Raw genomic sequence first — 17,271 nt, forward strand, 5'->3', positions numbered from 1 at the left:
CCCGAATTCTCGTACTTGGAAAGCGCGTCGGCTGAAGCAGGGTCACTCATGGACACCTTGCAGACCGCACCGGCGCGCTCCCCTCGCTTGCCTCACGGCACGAGGGGTTTTTTGTTGCACCGGTACCACTCAAAACCCCACAAACACGCCGCATAAACCCTCAGCTTCGAGAAGAGAATGCCGATGACCGAGCAGGCCACCGGGGCCCACCACCCGCAGCCGCGGGCCCGTAACGGCGGACCGTCCTCCGCCTCCGTTGAGCACCTCACGGGCGCGCAGTCCCTCATCCGCTCTCTCGAGGAAGTCGGGGCCGACACCGTATTCGGCCTCCCCGGCGGCTGCATCCTGCCGGCGTACGACCCGCTGATGGACTCCACCCGGGTCCGCCACATCCTGGTCCGCCACGAGCAGGGTGCCGGCCACGCGGCCACCGGTTACGCACAGGCCACCGGCAAGGTCGGCGTCTGCATGGTCACCTCGGGCCCGGGCGCCACGAACCTGGTCACCCCGATCGCCGACGCGGCCATGGACTCCGTGCCGCTGGTCGCGATCACCGGCCAGGTGGCCTCCGCCGCCATCGGTACGGACGCCTTCCAGGAAGCCGACATCTGCGGCATCACCATGCCGATCACCAAGCACAACTTCCTGGTCACCCGCGCCGAGGACATCGCGCACACGATCGCCGAGGCCTTCCACATCGCCTCCACCGGCCGCCCGGGGCCGGTCCTCGTCGACATCGCCAAGGACGCGCTGCAGGCGAAGACGACCTTCAGCTGGCCGCCGACCCTGGACCTGCCCGGCTACCGCCCGGTCACCAAGCCGCACGCCAAGCAGATCCGTGAGGCCGCCAAGCTCATCACCCAGGCCAAGCGCCCGGTGCTGTACGTCGGCGGCGGCGTCATGAAGGCCGGTGCGACCGCCGAGCTGAAGGTCCTGGCAGAGCTCACCGGAGCGCCCGTCACCACCACGCTGATGGCGCTCGGCTCCTTCCCCGACAGCCACCCGCTGCACGTGGGAATGCCCGGCATGCACGGTTCGGTCACCGCCGTCACCGCGCTGCAGAAGGCCGACCTGATCGTCGCGCTCGGGGCCAGGTTCGACGACCGCGTCACCGGCAAGCTGGACAGCTTCGCGCCGTTCGCCAAGATCGTCCACGCCGACATCGACCCGGCCGAGATCGGCAAGAACCGCGCCGCCGACGTGCCGATCGTCGGTGACGCCCGCGAGGTCATCGCCGACCTCGTCCAAGCGGTCCAGGCGGAGCACACCGAGGGCAACACCGGCGACTACGCCGCCTGGTGGAAGGACCTCAACCGGTGGCGCGACACCTACCCGGTCGGCTACGACCTGCCGGAGGACGGCAGCCTCTCGCCGCAGCAGGTCATCGAGCGCATCGGCCAGCTCGCCCCCGAAGGCACGATCTTCGCGGCGGGCGTCGGCCAGCACCAGATGTGGGCCTCGCACTTCATCAACTACGAGCAGCCCTCCACCTGGCTGAACTCCGGCGGCGCCGGAACGATGGGGTACGCGGTTCCGGCCGCGATGGGTGCCAAGGCCGGGATGCCGGACCGCGCCGTCTGGGCGATCGACGGCGACGGCTGCTTCCAGATGACCAATCAGGAACTCACCACCTGCGCGCTCAACAACATCCCGATCAAGGTCGCGATCATCAACAACGGCGCGCTCGGGATGGTCCGCCAGTGGCAGACCCTGTTCTACAACCAGCGGTACTCCAACACCGTGCTGCACTCCGGCGCGGACACGGACGGCGCCCCGGCGAAGGGCACCCGGGTGCCGGACTTCGTCAAGCTGTCCGAGGCCATGGGCTGCTACGCGATCCGCTGCGAGGACCCGGCCGACCTGGACAAGGTCATCGCCGAGGCCAACGCGATCAACGACCGCCCGGTCGTCATCGACTTCATCGTCCACGAGGACGCCATGGTGTGGCCGATGGTCGCCGCCGGCACCTCCAACGACGAGGTCCTGGCAGCCCGCGGTGTCCGCCCCGACTTCGGCGACAACGAAGACGACTGAGAGACAGAGAGAGACGACTCCATGTCCACCAAGCACACGCTCTCCGTCCTGGTCGAGAACAAGCCAGGTGTCCTCGCCCGGATCACGGCCCTGTTCTCCCGGCGCGGCTTCAACATCGACTCGCTCGCGGTCGGTACCACCGAACATCCCGACATCTCCCGCATCACCATCGTGGTGAATGTCGAGGGCCTGCCCCTGGAGCAGGTGACCAAGCAGCTCAACAAGCTGGTCAACGTCCTGAAGATCGTCGAACTCGAGCCCTCCGCTGCGATCCAGCGGGAGCTCGTCCTGGTGAAGGTCCGCGCCGACAACGAGACCCGCTCCCAGATCGTCGAGATCGTCCAGCTGTTCCGTGCCAAGACCGTCGACGTCTCGCCCGAGGCCGTCACGATCGAGGCGACCGGGGGCGCCGACAAGCTGGAAGCCATGCTCAAGATGCTGGAGCAGTTCGGCATCAAGGAGCTCGTCCAGTCCGGCACCATCGCCATAGGGCGCGGCGCGCGCTCGATCACCGACCGTTCTCTGCGCGCACTCGACCGCACGGCGTAATCATTCAGGGGCTGCCTCGCCGCTCGCATGGCGAGACCCGACAACGTATCTGACGCACCCCGCCGTACGGTGGGACGCAACACCTGCACACCAAGGAGAAGACCCAGTGGCCGAGCTGTTCTACGACGACGATGCCGACCTGTCCATCATCCAGGGCCGCAAGGTCGCGGTCATCGGATACGGCAGCCAGGGCCACGCCCACGCGCTGTCGCTGCGTGACTCGGGTGTCGACGTCCGAGTCGGTCTGCACGAGGGTTCGAAGTCCAAGGCCAAGGCCGAGGAGCAGGGCCTGCGCGTGGTGACCCCCGCCGAGGCGTCCGCCGAGGCCGACGTCATCATGATCCTCGTCCCGGACCCGATCCAGGCCCAGGTCTACGAGGAGTCCATCAAGGACAACCTCAAGGACGGCGACGCGCTGTTCTTCGGCCACGGCCTGAACATCCGCTTCGACTTCATCAAGCCGCCGGCCGGCGTCGACGTCTGCATGGTCGCGCCGAAGGGCCCGGGTCACCTGGTCCGCCGCCAGTACGAGGAGGGCCGCGGCGTCCCGTGCATCGTGGCCGTCGAGCAGGACGCCACCGGCAAGGGCCTGGCGCTCGCCCTCAGTTACGCGAAGGGCATCGGCGGCACCCGCGCCGGCGTCATCAAGACGACCTTCACCGAGGAGACCGAGACCGACCTCTTCGGCGAGCAGGCCGTCCTCTGCGGTGGTACCGCCGCCCTGGTCAAGGCCGGTTTCGAGACCCTGACCGAGGCCGGCTACCAGCCGGAGATCGCGTACTTCGAGTGCCTGCACGAGCTGAAGCTCATCGTGGACCTGATGTACGAGGGCGGCCTCGAGAAGATGCGCTGGTCCATCTCGGAGACCGCCGAGTGGGGCGACTACGTCACCGGCCCGCGCATCATCACGGACGCCACCAAGGCCGAGATGAAGAAGGTCCTCACCGAGATCCAGGACGGCACCTTCGCCAAGGCCTGGATGGCGGAGTACCACAACGGTCTGCCCAAGTACAACGAGTACAAGAAGGCCGACAGCGACCACCTGCTGGAGACCACCGGCAAGGAGCTGCGCAAGCTCATGAGCTGGGTCGACAACGAGGCCTGAGCCGCTCGGCCGAGGGGCGGGTCCGCACGGACCCGCCCCTCGGCGTACGGTCTGTCCCACGCCCCGTGTCACTGCGGGGCAGGGGGCGGTGGCAGGAGACGGCACCGTACGTCTGTACAGGCCGTCCACCTCGTGCGGGTGATCCTTCCACCGGGGCGCAGATCGCGTCCGGCCGCATGACTACACTTCTCAACACATACACGCGTCAGGGCCCACAGTGTCGTGCGTCTTCCACGCGGCTAGCCCCTCCACCGCCTGCGGCCGTCGGGACGGCCGTCCGCACTGGACTTGTGAGGACACACGTGAGCTCGAAACCTGTCGTACTCATTGCTGAAGAGCTGTCGCCCGCCACGGTCGACGCTCTGGGTCCGGATTTCGAGATCCGGCACTGCAACGGCGCGGACCGCGCCGAACTCCTCCCCGCGATCGCCGATGTCGACGCGATCCTGGTGCGCTCCGCCACCAAGGTCGACGCCGAGGCCATCGCCGCCGCGAAGAAGCTCAGGGTCGTCGCCCGCGCGGGCGTCGGTCTGGACAACGTCGACGTCTCCTCGGCCACCAAGGCCGGCGTGATGGTCGTCAACGCGCCGACGTCCAACATCGTCACGGCCGCCGAGCTCGCCTGCGGCCTGCTCGTCGCCACCGCGCGCAACATCCCGCAGGCCAACACCGCCCTGAAGAACGGCGAGTGGAAGCGTTCGAAGTACACGGGCGTCGAGCTCAGCGAGAAGGTTCTCGGCGTCGTGGGCCTCGGCCGCATCGGCGTGCTCGTCGCGCAGCGCATGTCCGCGTTCGGCATGAAGATCGTCGCGTACGACCCCTACGTGCAGCCCGCGCGTGCCGCGCAGATGGGCGTCAAGCTCCTCACCCTGGACGAGCTGCTCGAGGTCGCCGACTTCATCACGGTGCACCTCCCCAAGACCCCCGAGACGCTCGGCCTGATCGGCGACGACGCGCTGCACAAGGTGAAGCCCTCGGTGCGGATCGTCAACGCCGCGCGCGGCGGCATCGTCGACGAGGAGGCACTCGCCTCCGCCCTCAAGGAGGGCCGGGTCGCCGGCGCCGGTCTGGACGTGTACACGAAGGAGCCCTGCACGGACTCCCCGCTGTTCCAGTTCGACCAGGTCGTCTGCACCCCGCACCTCGGCGCTTCCACCGACGAGGCGCAGGAGAAGGCGGGCATCGCGGTCGCCAAGTCCGTCCGTCTGGCGCTCGCCGGTGAGCTCGTGCCGGACGCGGTCAACGTCCAGGGCGGCGTGATCGCCGAGGACGTACGTCCCGGGCTGCCGCTCGCCGAGAAGCTCGGCCGTATCTTCACCGCCCTCGCGGGCGAGGTCGCGGCCCGTCTCGACGTCGAGGTCTACGGCGAGATCACCCAGCACGACGTGAAGGTGCTCGAACTCTCCGCGCTCAAGGGTGTGTTCGAGGACGTCGTCGACGAGACGGTGTCCTACGTCAACGCCCCGCTCTTCGCCCAGGAGCGCGGTGTCGAGGTCCGCCTCACCACCAGCTCCGAGTCGCCCGACCACCGCAACGTGGTGACCGTCCGCGGCACCCTGTCGAGCGGCGAGGAGGTCGCGGTCTCCGGCACGCTGGCCGGCCCCAAGCACCTCCAGAAGATCGTCGCCATCGGTGAGCACGACGTGGACCTGGCGCTCGCCGACCACATGGTCGTCCTGCGGTACGAGGACCGTCCCGGCGTCGTCGGCGCGGTCGGCAAGATCCTCGGCGAGGCCGGGCTGAACATCGCGGGCATGCAGGTCTCGCGGGCGGACGTGGGCGGCGAGGCGCTGGTCGTGCTCACCGTCGACGACGACGTCCCGCCGTCGGTCCTGACCGAGATCGCGGACGAGATTGGCGCCACCTCGGCCCGTTCGGTGAACCTCACCGACTGATCCACGGCCGCACAGCGGCAACCGCACCCGGCAGGCAGCCGACCATCTGCCTGCCGGGTGCACTGCTGTCCGGACCCGGTCACGGGAACCGTCCTACAGCCGCGCCGCCTTCAGCGACATGTGCAGCAGCAGCCGGTCCTCGCCGTCGTTCAGGTCGAGACCGGTGAGCTCCTGGACCCGGGCGAGGCGGTAGTAGAGCGTCTGGCGGTGGATGCCCAGCTCGGCCGCCGTCCGGCTCGCCTGGCCCGCGCAGTCGAGGAACACCTCGGCGGTGCGGGCCAGTTCGGCGTGCGGCGGGGTCAGCAGGGTGCGGACCGTGTGGTCCGGGACGGCGTCCGGGGCCGGGGGCAGCGCGGCCAGCAGCCGGTACGGGCCGATGGCCCGCCAGTCGGCGACCGGGCCGAAGCGGGATTCCGCCGAGGCCGCGCGGGCCGCGGACAGGGCCTCGTGCCAGGAGTCGGCCAGCTCCGCCAGACCCCGGCGGGCGACCGCGATCCCGCCCGTTGCGGCGGTTCCCGCACCGGCGCGCAGGCGGTCCGCGGCCGTCGTCGCCGGGTCCAGGGTGTCGGGTGAGCGCAGCCGTACCAGCGCGGCCAGCGACAGCGTGCCCGCCACGGCGACCGTGGCGAGGGCCGCCGCGGAGGGCACCGTACGGGCCGAAGGTGTCTCGTCGGGCCACGGGGTCACGCACACCACGGTGTGCAGCCCGTCCGCGTCCGGGCCCAGCGCCTCGTGCAGCGCCGCCACCGCCATGTCGCGCTGCCATCCCCGCCCCGCCGCGAGCACCGCGCCGAACTCCCGGGACAGGTCGGCGCCCGCCCGTGCCTCGTCGGAGAGCAGCCCCCCGATCCGGGCCGCCACGTCCATCGCCGCCGTCAGCTGGTCGGAGGTCGGGCGGGGGTCGGCGTCGAGGAGCCATACGTATCCGAGTACGACACCCCGATGGCGTACCGGCAGGCAGATCCGGTCCCGGAACACTCCGGCCTCCGGGGCGGCCGGAATGCGGACCGGGCCGGTCGCGCGTGCGATGCCGAAGCCCTCGAACCAGGCCCGGACCGCGGGAGTGGAGCGCCGGGTGAGGATCGAGCGCGTACGGACGGGGTCCATCGCCGTGTCGTCGTCGCTGTCGTGGGCCCCGAAGGCGACCAGGCCGAAGTCCCGGTTCTCCAGGGTCGCGGGGGCGCCGAGCAGCGCGGAGATCTCGTCGACCAGCTCCTGGTAATCGCCCTTCACCCGGCCAGTCTCGCACCTCTTCAGACATATGTCTGAAGGAGTGACCACAGATGCGTGACAGGTGTCGATGGCACACGATCGGAAGGATCCTTAGATTTCACGGTGGTTCTCCGTGCCGTCCCGGTCTGTTCATATGCGTACCGGTACGGCCCTCGTTCGTATATTCCGTGGAGGTGCCCCGTGCTGGGTCCCGTGATTCTCGCCGCGTCCCGCAGCGACAAGATGCGTCGTTTCATCTCGGCCGCCCCGGGCACCAAGCAGGTCGTCGCCCGGTTCATCGCCGGTGAGGCCGTCGACCAGGTCGTCCAGGTCGTCCAGGACTCGGCCGACCACGGCCTCGAGGTCACCCTGGACGTCGTGGGTGAGGACATCACCACCCCCGAGCAGGCCGCCGCCGCGCGCGACGCCTACCTGGAGCTGATCGGCCGTCTCGAGGACCTCGGGCTCGGCACCAAGGCCGAGATGTCGGTCAAACTGTCGATGTTCGGCCAGTCCCTCGACGGCGGCCATGAGCTGGCGCTCGCCAACATCCGGCCGGTCGTCGAGGCCGCCGCCGCGATCGGCACCACGGTCACGCTGGACGCCGAGGACCACACCACCCTCGACTCGATGTTCGCCATCCACGAGGAGCTGCGGAAGGACTTCCCGCAGACCGGCTGCGTGATCCAGGCCTACCTGTTCCGCACCGAGGACGACGCCCGCCGTCTCGCCGACGCCGGCAGCCGGGTCCGTCTGGTGAAGGGCGCCTACAAGGAGCCCGCCTCCGTCGCGTACCAGCAGAAGCCCGAGATCGACAAGGCGTTCGTCCGGATCCTGAAGACGCTGATGGTGGGCGACGGCTACCCGATGATCGGCTCCCACGACCCGCGTCTCATCGCGATCGGCCAGGAGCTCGCCCGCCAGGCCGGGCGCAAACTGGACGAGTACGAGTTCCAGATGCTGTACGGCATCCGCAGCGACGAGCAGATCCGGCTCGCGGCCGAGGGCCACCGGATGCGCGTCTACACGGCGTACGGCACCGACTGGTACGGCTACTTCATGCGCCGCCTCGCGGAGAAGCCGGCCAACCTGCTGTTCTTCGCCCGCTCCATCCTCACCAAGGGCTGAACCAAGGGCTGACCTGCCCGGCCGACCACCCACCCCAACCAAGGAGACAAGGCACTCATGGACGCTGTCACCCAGGTCCCCGCGCCGGTCAACGAGCCGGTCCACTCCTACGCCCCGGGTTCCCCCGAGCGGGCCCGCCTCGAGGCGAAGCTCAAGGAGCTCGCCGAGAACCCCATCGACCTGCCGATGACCATCGGCGGCGAGAAGCGGATGGGTGGCGGCGAGCGCTTCGACGTCGTACAGCCGCACAACCACAAGGCCGTCATCGGCACCTTCGCCGGCGCCACCGAGCAGGACGCCCAGGACGCGATCGACGCCGCCCTCGCCGCCGCCCCGGCCTGGCGTGCGATGTCCTTCGACGACCGCGCCGCGATCATCCTGCGCGCCGCCGAGCTGCTGTCCGGCCCCTGGCGCGAGACGCTGGCCGCGTCCACGATGCTCGGCCAGTCCAAGACCGCCCAGCAGGCCGAGATCGACTGCCCCTGCGAGCTCGTCGACTTCTGGCGCTTCAACGTGCACTACGCCCGTCAGATCCTCGCCGAGCAGCCCCCGGCGAACTCTCCCGGCGTGTGGAACCGCATGGACCACCGCCCGCTCGAGGGCTTCGTCTACGCGATCACGCCCTTCAACTTCACCGCCATCGCGGGCAACCTGCCCACCGCGCCCGCCCTCATGGGCAACGTCGTGGTGTGGAAGCCGTCCCCGACGCAGACCCACGCCGCCGTGCTGCTGATGCAGCTCCTGGAGGAGGCCGGTCTGCCCAAGGGCGTCATCAACCTCGTCACGGGCGACGGCAAGGCCGTCTCCGAGGTGGCGCTGAACCACCGCGACCTGGCCGGCATCCACTTCACCGGCTCGACCCCGACCTTCCAGCACCTGTGGAAGACGGTCGGCAACAACATCGCCAACTACCGCACCTACCCGCGGCTCGTCGGCGAGACCGGTGGCAAGGACTTCGTCGTCGCGCACCCGAGCGCCGACCGCGCCGTCCTGAAGACCGCGCTGACGCGTGGCTCCTTCGAGTACCAGGGCCAGAAGTGCTCCGCGTCCTCCCGTGCGTACGTCCCGGCCTCCATCTGGAACTCCGGTTTCAAGGAGGAGTTCGCGGCCGAGGTCGACTCCATCACCCAGGGTGACGTCACCGACCTGTCGCACTTCATCGGCGCCGTCATCGACGAGCGCTCGTTCGCGAAGAACAAGGCCGCGATCGACCGCGCGAAGGCCGACCCGACCTGCACGATCGTCGCGGGCGGTACGTACGACGACTCCGTCGGCTACTTCGTCCGCCCGACCGTCATCGTCTGCGACGACCCGGCCAACGAGGTCTTCACGACCGAGTACTTCGGCCCGATCCTCGCCGTGCACGTCTACGAGGACGAGAAGTACGACGCCATGCTGGAGCAGATGGAGTCGGTCTCCGACTACGCGCTGACCGGCGCGGTCATCTCCAACGACCGTGCGGCCGCCGCGTACACGATGGACAAGCTCCGCTACGCCGCGGGCAACTTCTACATCAACGACAAGTCGACCGGAGCCGTCGTCGGCCAGCAGCCCTTCGGTGGCGGCCGTGCCTCGGGCACCAACGACAAGGCGGGCGCCCCGCAGAACCTGCAGCGCTGGACGCTGACCCGCGCCATCAAGGAGACGCTGGTCCCGCCGACCGACTACACCTACCCCCACCAGGGCTGACGCCCCCGGGGCGCCCACCGCGGCGCCCCGCCCCGTACACCGCCTCCCGACCGGCCCCCCTGCCGGCCGGGAGGCGGTTTCCATTTCCGGGCGCCGCGGTCTCAGTCCTTCACGGTGAAGCCGGCCCGGAGGAGCGCGTCCTCGCGCGAGGACGGGCCGACGAGCAGCTCGAAGTCGCCCGGCTCGACGATGCGGGCGCCCTCGGCGTCCACGAGCGTGCACGCGGCGACGGGCAGCTCGACCAGCACCTCGCGCGACTCGCCGGGGGCGAGCTCCACCTGGTGGTACGCCTTCAGCTCCTTCTCGGCCCAGGTCACCGAGGTCACCGTGTCACTCACGTACACCTGCACGGTCTCCCGCACGGGCCGGTCACCGGTGTTGCTGACCGTGACCCGCGCCTGCACCGTGTCGGACGTGCCGACGCTCGTCGTGAGCACCTCCAGGTCCGCGTACGTGACGGTCGTGTAGCTCAGGCCCTCGCCGAACACGAACTCCGGACTCTGGGTGAGGTCGGCGTACCGCGTGCCGTGCTGGCCGCGGATCTGGTTGTAGTACGTCGGCTGCTGGCCCGCGTGCCGGGCGAAGGAGACCGGCAGCCGCCCCGACGGTTCGATCAGGCCGAGCACCAGCTCGGCCACGGCCCGGCCGCCTTGCATGCCCGGGTTGAAGGCGTGCACGATCGCCGCCGCACCGAGCGCGGACGGCGGCAGCACCAGCGGCTTGGAGCTGATGACGACGACGACCAGCGGCTTGCCGGTCGCGGCGAGGGCGTCCAGCAGCGCGACCTGGTCGCCGACCAGTTCCAGGGTCGCGGTCGAGCGCCCCTCGCCGATCAGCTCGATGCGGTCGCCCACGACCGCGACGACGTGGTCCGCCGCCTCGGCGGCGGCCACCGCCTCGGCGACGAGGGCGGCGGAAGGCTCTGCCGGTACGACGACATGGGGCCGGGGCTGTCCGTCGGGGAAGAACTCCCCGTCCGGGTCGGGACCCACCGTGAGGATCTCGGCGCCACGGGCGTACGAGACGGACCAGCCCTCGGGGGCGTGCTCGCGGAATCCGTCGAGCACCGTACGGATCATTCCGCGCGGGTGGCCGTCAGGCAGCCAGTCCGCCTGGCCCGAGGAACCCGCCCAGTCGCCGAGCTGGGTCTGCGCGTCGTCGGCGTTGGGCCCGATCACGGCGACCGTGCGCGGAGCGGAGCCGGGGGCGGCGAGGGCGCGGCCGTCCGGGCCCGGCTCGAAGCCGCCGGCCAGCGGCAGGGTGCCGTCGTTGGTGAGCAGGACGAGCGAGCGGCGGGCGGCCTCCAGGTTCAGCACGGCGTGCTCGGCGCTGCCGATGACCGCGGCCTGCCGGGCGGCGTCGGGGTGGCGCGGGTTCTCGAAGAGGCCGAGCTCGAACTTCAGCGTCAGGACGCGCCGGACCGCCGCGTCGATCTCCGCCTCGTCGAGGGTGCCCCGGGCGACCGCCTCCTGCGCGCCCTCGAAGAACTTCGGCGTCGCCATCACCATGTCGTTGCCCGCGCGGACCGCGGCGGCGGAGGCCTGGGCGTAGTCGGCGTGGATCCGTTGCTCCCACACCATGCGGCCGACGTTGTCCCAGTCGGTCACCAGGGTGCCGGTGTAGCCCCACTCGCCGCGCAGCACCTCGTTGAGCAGCCAGTTGTTCACCGTGACCGGCACACCGTCCATGGACTGGTAGCCGAGCATGAACGTGCGGCAGCCCTCGCGGGCGACCCGCTCGAACGGGGGGAGGAACCAGGAGCGCAGCTTGCGCCGCGAGATGTCGGCCTCGCTCGCGTCACGGCCGCCCTGGGTCTCGGAGTAGCCCGCGAAGTGCTTGGCGCACGCGAGGATCGCCGTCGGGTCGGTGAGTCCCTCGCCCTGGTAGCCGCGCACCATCGCGGAGGCGAGTTCGCCGATGAGGAAGGGGTCCTCGCCGAAGGTCTCGCTGACCCGGCCCCAGCGCAGATCGCGCGTGATGCAGAGCACCGGGGAGAACGTCCAGTGGACCCCGCTCGCCGCGACCTCCACGGCGGTCGCCCGGGCGATGCGCTGCACGAGCTCCGGGTCCCACGTCGCGGCCATGCCGAGCTGGGTCGGAAAGATCGTGGCCCCCTCCCAGAAGGAGTGCCCGTGGATGCAGTCCTCGGCGACCAGCAGCGGGATGCGCAACCGGGTGCGTCCGGTGAGCTCCGCCGCTTCGAGGACGCGGTCGGGCGAGGCGTGGAGGATCGAACCCGCGTGCAGGTCCTCGATGAGGTGCCGCACCCCGTCCTTGGCGTTCAGCTGGAGCATCTGGCCGGTCTTCTCCGCCAGCGTCATGCGGCCGAGGAGGTCACCGACCCGCTCCGCGACGGACAGCGCGGGGTCGAGGTAGGGCAGGGTGGGGGTGGGGGACACGAGGGGGTCCTTTCGCGACGCGGTTCGGGTTCACCATAGAGTGAATACCGACCACCTGGTAAGTAACTACGGGTGTGCGAATCCGATCGCTGATTCCGGCCGGCAAGAACCGGCCGCGAGGACCGGGGAGGTGGCACGTGACCGCTGAAGTGCGGCGTGGTTACGCGAAGGGCCGTGCGAAGCGACGCGAGATCCTCGACCAGGCCATGTCCCTGTTCGGCGAGGCCGGGTACCGGGGGGCATCGCTGCGGGTCATCGCGACCCGGTGCGGGATCTCGCACACCGGTCTGATGCACCACTTCCCGACCAAGGAGTACCTGCTGCTCGCGGTTCTCGAACACCGCGACGAGGTGGACGGCGAGTGGCTCTCTTCAGCCGCGGCCACCGGTGTCGACCGGCTCCGCAGGTTCGTCGATCTGGCCGAATTGAACGCCACGCGCCGCGGGATCGTCGAGCTGTTCACGGTGGTCTCCGCGGAGGCGACCTCTGCCGAGCACCCGGCCCACGCCTACTTCGTACGCCGGTACAGGGAGTCGGTGTCGGGGGCGGAGGACGCCTACGCCCAGGTGGGCAAGGAGGGTGCGCTGCGCGAGGGCATCGATCCCGCGGTGGCCGGGCAGCAGCTGATCGCCCTGATGGACGGGCTCCAGGTGCAGTGGCTCCTGGCCGACGGTGCGACGGACATGGCGGGCGTCCTGCGCGCGCACGTCCAGGCGCAGCTCACGGTGCCTTTCTGAGGCTTCCCGCAGGGGCGCCCGTAGCACGTGTCGCTCGTGCGCCCGTCTCAGATAGTAGGAAGTCCGAGTATCTGTAGAGACAGATGGGCCGGGCTGTCCTAACTTTGTAGAAGCCGAACGACTCGCATGATCCAGCGACTGGCGGTCGCGAGCACGTGCCCCTGAGCAGGCAACCCCTGCGGCACCTCTCCCCGCCCCTTCCGGCGCCTCGAAATCCTGATCTCGACATCGCAATTCCCGAAGTCCCGATCTCGAAATCCACGCGATCTCAAGGAGTCGATCCACCATGGCCGAGACCACTGTCCGCCGCGTCCGTCACACCTCCCGCCCGGCCGAATCGGACCGGAAGAACGCCGCCGCCGCTCTGCAGCGGGCCCTCGACCGCCGTGACAACGGCGGCTCCACCGGCCACTGACGGCCCTTGGCGCACCCTCCGTCCCCAACGCGGCGCACGTCCGTGCCGTCCGCGCGAGGTGTCCGTATCGTGGACAACGGATGTCATTGGGTGGGACGGAGGGCTAGGGTGCCGTTATGTCTCGCAGCCTCAATCTCGCAGTGATCCCCGGCGACGGTATCGGCCAGGAGGTCGTCACCCAGGGCCTCAAGGTCCTCAACGCTGTTCTCCCGCAGGATGTGAAGCTGGAGACCAAGGAGTACGACCTCGGCGCCCAGCGCTGGCACCGCACCGGTGAAACCCTCCCGGACGCGGAGCTGGAGGCACTCAAGGGCCACGACGCCATCCTGCTCGGTGCCATCGGAGACCCCTCCGTGCCGTCGGGCGTCCTGGAGCGCGGGCTGCTGCTGAAGCTGCGCTTCGAGTTCGACCACTACATCAACCTGCGGCCGTCGAAGCTCTTCCCGAACACCGCGACGCCGCTGGCCGGCCGTCCCGAGATCGACTTCGTCGTCGTCCGCGAGGGCACCGAGGGCCCGTACACGGGCAACGGCGGTTCCCTGCGCACCGGTACGGAGCACGAGGTCGCCACCGAGGTCAGCGTCAACACGGCCTACGGTGTCGAGCGCGTCGTCCGTGACGCCTTCGCGCGTGCCGCCGCCCGCCCGCGCAAGAAGCTGACGCTGGTCCACAAGAACAACGTCCTCGTGTACGCGGGCCACCTGTGGAAGAACACCTTCGACAAGGTCGCGGCCGAGTACCCCGAGATCACCACCGACTACCTGCACGTCGACGCCGCGACGATCTTCTTCGTCACCCAGCCGGAGCGCTTCGACGTCATCGTCACCGACAACCTCTTCGGTGACATCCTCACCGACCTGGCCGCAGCCGTGACCGGCGGTATCGGCCTGGCCGCGTCCGGCAACATCAACCCGACGGGCGCGTTCCCGTCGATGTTCGAGCCGGTCCACGGCACTGCCCCCGACATCGCGGGCCAGGGCAAGGCCGACCCGACCGCCACGATCCTGTCCGTCGCCCTCCTGCTGCGCCACCTCGGCCACGAGGCCGAGGCCGTGCGCATCGAGGAGGCCGTCTCCGCCGACCTCGCGGAGCGCGACGGGAAGACGGCGCGCACCACCGACGAGATCGGTGACGCGCTCGCGGTACGCGTAGCGAACTGACCCGACGCCTCCACTTCGAAGCCGCCGGGTCGCACACGCAGCCGGCGGCTTCACCTTGCGGTCACCGGGTGCCACCATCGACCCCCGGACCGCAATCACGTCACCGCAAGCGCCTCATTTCGTGCACGGCCACCCGCGAGAGATAATCGAACGCGGGGCCGCGGCTTGCGGGAGAGCTCGGACGTCCTACAACCTGTCTGATATATCGGACGGGAGCGGGCGTGAGCGCGGTCCATCACACACAAGACCGGTGAAGGACACGCACTCATGACGACGCCCACGATCGAGCTCAAGCCCTCCTCGAACCCGCTGTCCGACGCGGAGCGCGAGGCGATCCTGGCCAGCCCCGGATTCGGCCGCCACTTCACCGATCACATGGTGACGATCAGCTGGACCGAGGGCCGCGGCTGGCACGACGCCCAGCTCGTCCCGTACGGACCGCTGTCGATCGACCCGGCCAACATGACCCTGCACTACGCGCAGGAGATCTTCGAGGGTCTCAAGGCCTACCGCCAGAGCGACGGAACGGTCGCCACGTTCCGCCCGGAGGCCAACGCCGCGCGCTTCCAGCGGTCCGCCGCGCGGCTCGCGATGCCCGAGCTGCCGGCCGAGACGTTCATCGCGGCGTGCGACGCCCTGGTCCAGCAGGACAAGGGCTGGGTCCCGGCGCACGGCGGCGAGGAGTCCCTCTACCTGCGTCCGTTCATGATCGCCTCCGAGGTCGGTCTCGGGGTGAGGCCCGCCAACTCGTACCTCTTCCTCGTCATCGCCTCGCCCGCCGGCGCCTACTTCCCCGGTGGCGTGAAGCCGGTCTCCATCTGGCTCTCCCAGGACCGGGTGCGTGCCGTCCCCGGCGGCATGGGCGACGCCAAGACCGGCGGCAACTACGCCGCATCCCTCCTCGCCCAGGCCGAGGCCGCCGCGAAGGGCTGCGACCAGGTCGCCTACCTCGACGCCGTCGAGCACAAGTGGGTCGAGGAACTGGGCGGCATGAACCTCTACTTCGTGTACGACCAGGAGGACGGCGGCAAGCGGATCGTCACCCCCTCCCTCACCGGCTCGCTCCTCGCCGGCGTCACCCGCGACTCGCTGCTCACCGTCGCCCGGGACCTCGGTTACGCCTCCGAGGAGGGCCGCGTCTCCATCGACCAGTGGCGGGACGACACCGCGAACGGCACCCTGACCGAGGTGTTCGCCTGCGGCACCGCCGCCGTCATCACGCCCGTCGGCACCGTGAAGTCCGCGGACGGCGAGTGGACCCAGGGCGACGGCACGCCCGGCGAGGTCACCCTCAGGCTGCGCGAGCGCCTGCTGGACATCCAGCGCGGCATCGCCGAGGACACCCACGGCTGGATGCACCCGCTCGGCTAGGACCTCTTCCGAGTCGTCGGCCGGGCGTGTTCTCGAGCCCGGCCGACGGCCGGCAACAACGTTCAGGCCCGGCCGGAGCCCGAGGGAGCAACGGCCACCACGAGGTCCGAGTCGGGAGTCGGGCCGGCCGCGGGCCGCTTGCCGCGTCGGGTCAGGACGGCGTAGGTCACGCCACCCACCAGGCCCGACAGCACGAAACTGCAGTCCACCCCGCCGGTCAGCGCGAGCAGCGGACCCTCGTAGAGCGGTGTGGAGACGCCGCACAGTCCCACCGCGGCCCCGAGCGCCCAGCCGAAGGTGGCGCGCGGCTGCCAGCCGCCCCGGAACCAGTAGACGCCGCCCCTGGTACCGCGGTTGTGGACCTGCAGAGCCTCCGCGTCGTACATACCCCGGCAGCGGAGGTGGCAGATCATCATGATCACCGCCCATGGTGTGCCGATCGCGGTGAGCAGCAGGACGAACGATGTCATCGCCGACTGCGCGTTCCACACGAAGTGGCCCAGGAACACGAACGCGGTGGCGACGACGGCGACGACCAGCGTCGCCCGTGCCCGGGTGGCGCGGGGCAGGATCGCGTCCAGGTCGAGGCCCATCGAGTACAGCATCAGGCCGGCGTTGCCCACGGATCCCGCGGTGGCGGCGAGGAGCAGCGGTACCAGGTACCAGGCGGGCGAGGCGGCGACCAGCGGACCCGCGTAGTCGAGCGAGGCGCGGGCCGCGAGCGCGGTGTACGTACCGAAGAGCTGCGGGATCAGCAGGCCGACGACCAGGCCGAGACAGGTGGCGCGCAGGACGCGGCGCGGCTGGTGCCGGGTCGGCGAGATGTACCGGGTGTAGTCGCCGAGCAGGGTGATGAAGGCGATCGGGCCGCTCAGCCCGGCGGCGACGGCGGACAGCGTCCACGTGGGCCAGAAGGACCCGAGCAGATACGGGGTGTCCGGCGGGGCCGCGAGGGTGAGGTCCGGGGCGTAGGCGATCAGGCCGATCAGCAGCAGTACGGTCATGCCGACCGCGAGGATCTTGCTCAGGCGCAGCAGCAGCCGGTACCCGTACACCGCGCCGACGACGGTGCATCCCGCCAGGAGCGCGTAGACCAGGGTGTGCGAGAGGCCGCCGGTCGGCAGTCCGGCGATGCGGGCCAGGGCGCCGACCATCACATCCCCGCCGATCCACAGCGTCAGAGCCGTGTAGCCCAGCGCGAGCAGCAGTCCGACGACGGATCCGATCAGCCGGCCGCGTACGCCGAAGGCGGCGCCGCTGGAGGTCGACAGATTCGTCGCCGTACGCAAGGACACCAGGGCGAGCGGTGCGGTGAGCGCCACACCGACGGCCGTGCCGACAACGACCGATGTCACCGCGGGCCACAGACCCAGGCCGAAGGAGACCGGGAGCCAGCCGAAGACGATCACACCGAGACACAGATTCGATCCGAGCAGGATCGAGACGAGGTCGCGTGGGGTGCTGGTGCGTTCCGCCTCCGGGATGGTGTCCACTCCGCGCTGTTCGATCGGCATGAGGCCGCCCCTGACGTTCGACTATTTGAGTGCTGCTCAATGTGACGTCATCCAGCGTGACCC

The 17,271-nt window shown here is 69.9% G+C and carries 13 protein-coding genes; 10 read left to right on the forward strand and 3 right to left on the reverse strand.

Translation table 11 applies throughout. The features are described 5' to 3' along the window. Nucleotides 1-177 precede the first annotated feature (177 nt). From ACFQ6X_RS06920 to serA, 4 genes are all read left to right on the forward strand, one after another. Nucleotides 178-2,034 (forward strand): acetolactate synthase large subunit, encoded by a 1,857-nt coding sequence (locus tag ACFQ6X_RS06920; RefSeq protein ID WP_383177067.1) that lies wholly within the window; start codon nucleotides 178-180, stop codon nucleotides 2,032-2,034. Between the two features lie 21 nt (nucleotides 2,035-2,055). Next, complete coding sequence (gene ilvN / locus ACFQ6X_RS06925) at nucleotides 2,056-2,583, forward strand: acetolactate synthase small subunit (RefSeq protein ID WP_104789338.1); 528 nt, start codon at nucleotides 2,056-2,058, stop codon at nucleotides 2,581-2,583. Nucleotides 2,584-2,689: 106 nt separating this feature from the next. Continuing rightward, complete coding sequence (gene ilvC / locus ACFQ6X_RS06930) at nucleotides 2,690-3,688, forward strand: ketol-acid reductoisomerase (protein ID WP_329207115.1); 999 nt, start codon at nucleotides 2,690-2,692, stop codon at nucleotides 3,686-3,688. 302 nt (nucleotides 3,689-3,990) lie between these two features. Beyond that, on the forward strand, nucleotides 3,991-5,583 hold the full coding sequence (gene serA, locus ACFQ6X_RS06935) for a phosphoglycerate dehydrogenase (protein ID WP_383177071.1): 1,593 nt from the start codon (nucleotides 3,991-3,993) through the stop codon (nucleotides 5,581-5,583). 93 nt (nucleotides 5,584-5,676) lie between these two features. Here the strand turns inward: serA and ACFQ6X_RS06940 are convergent, their stop codons facing one another. Further along, on the reverse strand, nucleotides 5,677-6,816 hold the full coding sequence (locus tag ACFQ6X_RS06940; RefSeq protein WP_383177074.1) for a PucR family transcriptional regulator: 1,140 nt from the start codon (nucleotides 6,814-6,816) through the stop codon (nucleotides 5,677-5,679). 180 nt (nucleotides 6,817-6,996) lie between these two features. Here ACFQ6X_RS06940 and ACFQ6X_RS06945 point away from each other — a divergent pair, with 180 nt between their 5' ends. Both ACFQ6X_RS06945 and pruA read left to right on the forward strand, forming a co-directional pair. Beyond that, a complete protein-coding gene (locus tag ACFQ6X_RS06945; RefSeq protein WP_383177077.1) occupies nucleotides 6,997-7,923 on the forward strand; it encodes a proline dehydrogenase family protein in 927 nt (308 codons plus the stop codon). A gap of 57 nt (nucleotides 7,924-7,980) precedes the next feature. After that, complete coding sequence (gene pruA, locus ACFQ6X_RS06950; RefSeq protein ID WP_383177080.1) at nucleotides 7,981-9,612, forward strand: L-glutamate gamma-semialdehyde dehydrogenase; 1,632 nt, start codon at nucleotides 7,981-7,983, stop codon at nucleotides 9,610-9,612. Nucleotides 9,613-9,713: 101 nt separating this feature from the next. On the opposite strand, the gene ACFQ6X_RS06955 is transcribed toward pruA, so the two are convergent. Further along, nucleotides 9,714-12,011, reverse strand: coding sequence for a glycoside hydrolase family 3 N-terminal domain-containing protein (locus tag ACFQ6X_RS06955; RefSeq protein ID WP_383177083.1), 2,298 nt, complete (start codon nucleotides 12,009-12,011; stop codon nucleotides 9,714-9,716). Between the two features lie 137 nt (nucleotides 12,012-12,148). Between ACFQ6X_RS06955 and ACFQ6X_RS06960 the strand changes: the two genes are divergently transcribed. The 4 genes from ACFQ6X_RS06960 (at nucleotide 12,149) to ACFQ6X_RS06975 (ending at nucleotide 15,694) form a co-directional block, all read left to right on the forward strand. Continuing rightward, nucleotides 12,149-12,748: a TetR/AcrR family transcriptional regulator gene (locus tag ACFQ6X_RS06960; RefSeq protein ID WP_383177086.1), complete on the forward strand. Its 600-nt coding sequence runs from the start codon at nucleotides 12,149-12,151 to the stop codon at nucleotides 12,746-12,748. Nucleotides 12,749-13,034: 286 nt separating this feature from the next. Further along, nucleotides 13,035-13,163, forward strand: coding sequence for a hypothetical protein (locus tag ACFQ6X_RS06965; protein WP_383177089.1), 129 nt, complete (start codon nucleotides 13,035-13,037; stop codon nucleotides 13,161-13,163). A gap of 116 nt (nucleotides 13,164-13,279) precedes the next feature. Continuing rightward, nucleotides 13,280-14,323: a 3-isopropylmalate dehydrogenase gene (locus ACFQ6X_RS06970; RefSeq protein ID WP_383177091.1), complete on the forward strand. Its 1,044-nt coding sequence runs from the start codon at nucleotides 13,280-13,282 to the stop codon at nucleotides 14,321-14,323. Nucleotides 14,324-14,590: 267 nt separating this feature from the next. Continuing rightward, the gene (locus tag ACFQ6X_RS06975; protein WP_383177095.1) at nucleotides 14,591-15,694 is read left to right on the forward strand and encodes a branched-chain amino acid aminotransferase; all 1,104 of its coding nucleotides are present in this window, start codon (nucleotides 14,591-14,593) and stop codon (nucleotides 15,692-15,694) included. A 62-nt stretch (nucleotides 15,695-15,756) separates the two neighbouring features. Here the strand turns inward: ACFQ6X_RS06975 and ACFQ6X_RS06980 are convergent, their stop codons facing one another. Next, a complete protein-coding gene (locus ACFQ6X_RS06980; RefSeq protein ID WP_383177098.1) occupies nucleotides 15,757-17,208 on the reverse strand; it encodes a cytosine permease in 1,452 nt (483 codons plus the stop codon). Nucleotides 17,209-17,271: the final 63 nt, after the last annotated feature.

The organism is Streptomyces sp. NPDC056452 (assembly GCF_042796085.1).
Lineage (GTDB): Bacteria > Actinomycetota > Actinomycetes > Streptomycetales > Streptomycetaceae > Streptomyces.